At 46.7% G+C, this 6,185-nt stretch carries 8 protein-coding genes; 1 reads left to right on the top strand and 7 read right to left on the bottom strand.

The annotated features are described in order from the left end of the window. Positions 1–219: 219 nt before the first annotated feature. The gene (locus tag NDA02_RS23360; protein ID WP_190794876.1) at positions 220–1,593 is read right to left on the bottom strand and encodes a glutathionylspermidine synthase family protein; all 1,374 of its coding nucleotides are present in this window, start codon (positions 1,591–1,593) and stop codon (positions 220–222) included. Between the two features lie 2 nt (positions 1,594–1,595). Then, positions 1,596–2,132 carry a phage tailspike protein gene (locus NDA02_RS23355; RefSeq protein ID WP_190794877.1) on the bottom strand — a complete coding sequence of 179 codons (537 nt, stop codon included), beginning with the start codon at positions 2,130–2,132 and terminating at the stop codon, positions 1,596–1,598. A gap of 952 nt (positions 2,133–3,084) precedes the next feature. Here NDA02_RS23355 and NDA02_RS23350 point away from each other — a divergent pair. Next, positions 3,085–3,417, top strand: coding sequence for a hypothetical protein (locus tag NDA02_RS23350; RefSeq protein WP_348249294.1), 333 nt, complete (start codon positions 3,085–3,087; stop codon positions 3,415–3,417). Here the strand turns inward: NDA02_RS23350 and NDA02_RS23345 are convergent. The 5 genes from NDA02_RS23345 to NDA02_RS23325 all read right to left on the bottom strand — a co-directional run bounded on the left by NDA02_RS23345 (position 3,386) and on the right by NDA02_RS23325 (position 6,181). Continuing rightward, complete coding sequence (locus NDA02_RS23345; protein WP_348249293.1) at positions 3,386–3,901, bottom strand: DUF1579 domain-containing protein; 516 nt, start codon at positions 3,899–3,901, stop codon at positions 3,386–3,388. The genes NDA02_RS23350 and NDA02_RS23345 overlap by 32 nt on opposite strands. 69 nt (positions 3,902–3,970) lie before the next feature. Then, positions 3,971–4,699, bottom strand: a complete 729-nt coding sequence (locus NDA02_RS23340) for a DUF899 domain-containing protein (protein ID WP_190789747.1) — start codon at positions 4,697–4,699, stop codon at positions 3,971–3,973. Positions 4,700–4,787: 88 nt separating this feature from the next. Then, on the bottom strand, positions 4,788–5,189 hold the full coding sequence (locus tag NDA02_RS23335; protein ID WP_190789748.1) for a VOC family protein: 402 nt from the start codon (positions 5,187–5,189) through the stop codon (positions 4,788–4,790). A gap of 65 nt (positions 5,190–5,254) precedes the next feature. Further along, positions 5,255–5,665 (bottom strand): VOC family protein, encoded by a 411-nt coding sequence (locus NDA02_RS23330; protein ID WP_190789749.1) that lies wholly within the window; start codon positions 5,663–5,665, stop codon positions 5,255–5,257. A gap of 84 nt (positions 5,666–5,749) precedes the next feature. Then, positions 5,750–6,181, bottom strand: a complete 432-nt coding sequence (locus NDA02_RS23325; protein ID WP_190789750.1) for a YciI family protein — start codon at positions 6,179–6,181, stop codon at positions 5,750–5,752. Between the last annotated feature and the right edge of the window lie 4 nt (positions 6,182–6,185).

Raw genomic sequence — 6,185 nt, 5'->3', positions numbered from 1 at the left:
AGAAATATGGGCAAGAGTAGCAGGAAATCGATCCTAATCGATCGTTCTGTTCCTTTAAAAGCTCAACTTGGCCTTGCTATTCAATCTCTCCTATCAACTTTTATGCAAAACCCACAACCAGTTATAACAAACCGCCGTAGCGATCGTTTGGGTCTGAGTATCAGATAGCGGTTGAGGGGTGTGATGAGTGTTCATTGGAGTGAACTCGGAGGGATGAGGTTACAGGGCAACGGGAATCCACAAGCCCTGCTTTGCATCAATTACCCGTTTAGATTGCGGTACAGCGCGACAGCCAATGCCTGTGGCTCGACCTGTTGATGACAGGTAAACGGTAAACATCAGCAATAGCGATTCATCTTCAAACGAGTAAGTGGGCATTGGGCAGTCCTCCTGATAAACCGCCAACATGTTCTTATACCAGTCCTTATCATCAAAGCTGGGGTCATAGGTATCGATCACTGCTTCATTGTCCTCCCACAGAACAATCCCTGCCCCTTCTCGACCGTAGATGGGCTTTTCCCACACCTGTCCTAGCTGATGAGACTTTGCCTCTTCATAGGTGCAGTAGGTTTGAGGAATGAGCGTTTTGATCCAGTGTTGGGTGTCCGGATCAAAGCGATCCGAGTGAACGCCTTCCCACAGGAATGCGAAGAAACCTTTATTTTGAATGACTTCAGACCGGATGGGCGGCACCCGATAAAGCTGATGCTCCAGCACAAGCTGCTGAAGATAGTCCCATGGTCTTGCCGCAGGAATGGTGCTAAAGTCATGGTCGCTAACCATTTCACCCGTATCTTCAACTAGCCATTCGTTGGGATAGTGAAGAAACAGGTATTGAACGACATCACCCTCCGGTGTCTTCAGGGCAACGTTTTTGGCGATGTCTGTTTCAATCACCAAGTCCTCAGTGTATAGAAATTTAGCCTTGCCGCCAAGCTGCTGGAAGTATCCTATTCTGGCATCGAACGACAGAATATCCTCATGCGCTCCAGCATACGGAAAGGAAAAGTAGACCACATCCTTCCCGTGTCGATAACTTGGGAAAGCCTTCTTAAGGTACTGAACAAAGTCCTGGGTCTGAACCTCTCCCAAGTGTTTGTTTGGACACTGATATCCAAAATGCTCGGCAATCAGCGTGTTGAACACGAATGTCTCTGCCCAGAATCCCGGTGTCGCAGCGTTCGCTTCCAGTACTTTGAAGTCGCTTAGCTGAAACTGACCTTGACTGAAAGCGATGGGATTGACAGCAATATCTAGCCGCATTTCTAAAGCGGGAGTGTTGCATGCCAGGAACTGAGGAACATAATCCTCAGGATAACCCCATTCTAAAATTTCTATATCTGTCAAATTTTGGAAAATCTGAGCGGTTGACGTGGAAAGTGCCCAAAATTCTTCAGCCGCTTTTCGGATGGCTTGACAGAAATTAGAACTGACTACCAGCGGGTCAAAGACAAGATAGGGTCGATGATCTTTGTCGCTTCCTTCGAACAAAGTTAGAACGTCAGCGGGAAGATTGGAATACGCTTCCTCAGATAAGCGATCGAAGAACTGTTTTTTTGATTGGCTACTTAGAGCATCCTGTAGTGATTTCATGTCTAACCTCCAACTCCTCTAGATCCACTACGACCAAAGCTGAGTCCTCGACTGGCACTGGTTGTTTTTCCAGCATTGACCCTGCCAACGCCCGGTGCGTCAAATGAGGCGGTGGAACGAACGGGAGTTGTATTGATCGTTGTTGAAGTGCTCCTTGAAGTTGATGTGATTACCGAATCGCCGTTCATCAACGGACTACCGGATTGATTTGTAATGACCGGGGCTTTTAGAGGAACTGTACCGCCTGTGTTCGTTTGATATCGAGGAACATTTCGTTCCACAACAACTGGATCTCCAGTTCCACTGCGGTAGAAAATGGTGGAGCTACCGGGGTTGTAGTAGTAGCCAGAAGAACCATTGTTGTTATTACAATCGTCCTGGAAGGCAGGCGTGCGCTGTTGATAATCGCAGACCTTGGCACCGTTTACTTCATACACTTGCGTATCTTTTGGAATCGAAGCTTCACATCCGCTGAGGTAAAGCGCAGTGATTAATCCAAGAGAGCCGTAAATCAGAAAGCGCAAATATTTCTTAACCATAATAGGATATACGCTAGGCTTACCTTACTATTCACCAATTTTTCGACACAGCCGGCTTAAGGGGCTAGAAGATACTCGCTTGAAGGAATTTAGGAAGCGTTCCGCACTTCAACAGGGGTAAGTTTAGACTACACCTGGAAGAGAACCAATCCCTAAAGATTATTAAAGCAAGCCAGCAGGTTGTGTCGCAAAAACCATTTATGAAGCCTGTGATGCAGTTTATCCGCTAGAGCCAGAGTTTGACGATCGGGCTGATTTATATTGTCTAATCTGGTATCTTAGTCCCAGGTATTATTCTCCTCACCCTGATGACATTGAGGCTAATAATGCGATCGTCGATCCTATCTTAAACAGATATTTCGGTCAGCATTTCGATGGCAGATTAAAGAAAATATCAGCCATAATGTACGCAGTCTCAGAAATTTCAGATTGATTTCAGTAGGAATTAAAACGATGATGGCTCACTTTTCTAGCCGGCAAAATATGTGACGATCGCGGTGATTAGCTTTACAGCCTTATTTCTCCTCTGGTTCATATCTCCTGTTTTATCTCAGGAATTGACAGAAGAGAAAGTATTCGGCGAAGTGTGGCAAAGTTAATGAGAATTTCCATGATGAAGATTTTAACGGTATTGGCTGGATGGTGATACAGAAAAAATATATGAGCATTGATATCTTTACGAACGCTAATCATCGCAATTAATCAATAAAGCGAACCTTAATCATTCACTTCAGCTTGCGCGCCACCAGCCAGAAAGTAAGAGCCGAGAATTCTATGAGCGCAACCAGATCAATAACGATGTGCTGGAGCATAGGTTTTAGCAACGTTTGTTTTAAGGCTGACGCTGCATAGGTTGCCGGACTCAAATATCCAATGATCTAAACAGTTTCTGGAAGACGACTGGCAGGCAATAAAACGGATCCAACAAACAGTGCCAGCTATCAGTCTCGCAATGTTAACAGCCATTGGTGTAGCATTGGTGATTCGTAGTCTCCTGTATCTTCCTCAATGGAAACGAAAGATCCACGCGACACCCAAATGGCAGATAATATTGGGCATCGCATGGATGTTTTTTCCGTTTGTTGTAGCGCTTGTGGTGTCCTGGCTAATGGGAATGACAAGCGATCTCGAAGAGATATCTGCTAAAGCAGATCGCATCTTCAACTACCAGCAACTATTTCGAGCTATGCCGGATGCCATGCTTTGGCTCAGTCGTTGTGCAGGACTTGGTTTCATCAACGGAACGATACGTCTTATTGCTTGCGCCAATAATGGGCGGTCATGAAGTGCTGCCACTGCCCGTCATCTCTCAACATATGGGAGGTCAATACCCGGTGATCATCGCTTTTGAACTCGATCACATCTTTGTACTTTCCTATTTTCTCCTCACCCGTCATGACAGGTCCATCAGAGTTGAGCGTCAGCACGGTTTCCCCTGCATCTAATTCACCCTCGTATTGCCAGAGATACGTCATCATTGAGCCGATCCAGGTGCCCACATAACGTTGCTTCTGTGGGTCGTAGCCGAGGGTCATTAGCGTTGTTGCATGACCAGTGCAAGGCATCTCGCCCTGTCCTTCTGCCAATATCCAAAGTCCACCCAGTGAGCGCACAGTTTCTGCTCCCGTTGATTTTACGGGAGGTTGATCGGGTCCTATCATCGCTTCGGTTTCATAGGTCCACTCACCGATGAGTTTCTGGAGCCACTGATGTTCTTTTTGAGGTTGAGCAGGCATAGGTGAAGTTTGTTGAGTTTGCGTAGTTTCCATTTTTTGTCTCCTTGTGATGAATGATGGAGGATTCAGATTGCAGTAAAGCTGGCGTAGAAGTGCCGCGTCTCATCCATACGTCGGCTTTTGCGGATACCCAGGTGGTGAGTCTTCAAAGTCTTCCTGCCGTCCGTAGGGAGTCATATCCAGCAGGCTGTAGGCGTCGGTCAGAGATTCAACGCCACGGGCGTAAGTCGAGTAGGTGTGGAAAACATCGTTACCCAAGCGGAAGAAAACGCTGAGTCCGTGACTCTCGCCTTGCATTACATTCGGTCCATTTCGTTTCTTTAACTCCGCTTTGTCCCGATAGTTGTATTCAATAGGCGCGATGTTTTCGTCTAGCGTGACATGGAAATCGTAGTTAAAATCGCTGCCAAAGGAGGAATACCAGGGAACCGTCCATCCCTTCAGCCTCTTGTAGGCTTCCAGTTTGGGGAATGGGGCACGGGAGACCAGCACGAAGGTTGTGTCACGCTCATTCAACGTTGACAGATCACCCAAGGCATTCACGTAGCCTGTGCAACCCATACAGCCATTCTCCCACTCTGGAGCAAACATGAAGTGATAGACGATCAGTTGGGTTCGTTCCTCAAACAAATCAACGAGTTTGGTAGAACCATTTGACCCTTCAAAGGTATATTCCTTCTCAAGTTTGACCATTGGTAGTCTGCGTCGTTCTACGTTGATCCGATCGCGATGCTTGGTCAATTCTTTCTCATGTTCAAGCAATGTTTTACGAGCAGACAGCCATTCGTCTCTTCCAACGATTTCTGGATGTGCAATTGCATTTTGAATCATGCAGATCTCCATAGTGTAATGATTGAACTTAGATCAAAAGCTATGTTGCTGTGATAGCTTACACCTATACCTTCTGGGTAGATTCAGCTTAATCGCTTGCGCTGGGTTCCATGTAAACCAGTTCCCAAATATGACCATCTAAATCTTGAAATCCATGACCATACATAAATCCATGGTCTTGCGGCTCTTTATAGGTTGTGCCACCAAAGGCGACTGCTTGACGAACCATCTCGTCTATTTTTGCTCGGCTCTGAGCCGATAGACATACCAGCACTTCGGTACTTTGGGTAGCATCACAAATCGCATTTGGCGTGAACGTCTTGAACTTTTCATGAGTCAAGAGCATCACGAAGATGTTCTCAGAAACAATCATGCAAGTGGCCGTTTCGTCGGTAAATTCAGGATTGAACTGAAAACCGAGTTGTGTAAAAAACTCGATCGATTGCTTGAGATTTTTGACAGGTAGATTGACGAAAATTTGAGTACTCATGGTTTCTCCTGTGTAGTGTGTTGTAGGACAGTCTGTGAAACTAGAGGTGAAGGGCGGTAAGAGGGTCAAACAACCTGCTCACAGTTGACCATCCAAGGTGTACCGAACTGATCGACCAACATACCAAAGCGAACTGACCAGAAGGTTGGGGCGATCGCCATTTTCACTTTGCCGTTTTCTGCCAGAGCGTGAAAAATTCGTTCTGCTTCGGATGGTTCAGGTACACTAACCTGCACGTAGAAACCTTGAGGGGTTTCAAAATATCCGGGTGGGCAGTCAGATCCCATTAAGAGGCGATCGTCCAACTCAAGACAGGCGTGCATAATTTTGTCATGCCATTCCGGTGAGACCTCTTCTGCGGAAGGTGCTTCTTTGTGAGTCATCATCATAGTGATTTTGCCGCCGAGACATTGCTCGTAGAACTTGAACGCTGCCTCACAGTTGCCGTTGAACATCAGGTAAGGATTGAATTGCATTGATTTCTCCTTTCTTAATTGATTCTGCGTTTTGATGAGCTGATCGTTCGCGCGTGAACATCATTTGCGCGGCAACTGATGAAATTACTCTTGCTGTTGCGTTTCAATCTGGGCGCGAATGCGGTCTTCCTGCTCCCTTAATTCGGGGGTCAGGGCTTCACCAAAATCCTCTGCCTCGAATATGGGACGGATCTCAATCTCGGATTCTCCTGGCATTGGGTTAGGGCAGCGCTTCACCCAAGCGATCGCGTCTTCAATTGAGTTCACCTGCCACAGCCAGTACCCTGCAACTAGTTCCTGCGCTGGAGTGAATGGTCCCTTAATGACAGTGCGATCCGTTCCTGAAAAGTGAACTCGCACCCCTTTTGAACTAGGATGAAGCCCCTCACCAGCTAGCAAGATACCGGCCCTGGCTAATTCTTCGTTGTACTGTCCCATTTCAGTCAAAAGCTGTTCGCTTGGCATGATGCCAGTTTCGGAGTCTTGGGTTGCTTTGACGATGACCATGACTTTCATTGTG

The organism is Leptolyngbya sp. ST-U4 (assembly GCF_039962215.1).
GTDB lineage: Bacteria > Cyanobacteriota > Cyanobacteriia > Elainellales > Elainellaceae > Leptolyngbya_A.
Note: the sequence above shows the minus strand (reverse complement) of the source record. Positions and strands in the feature narration are given on the sequence as shown.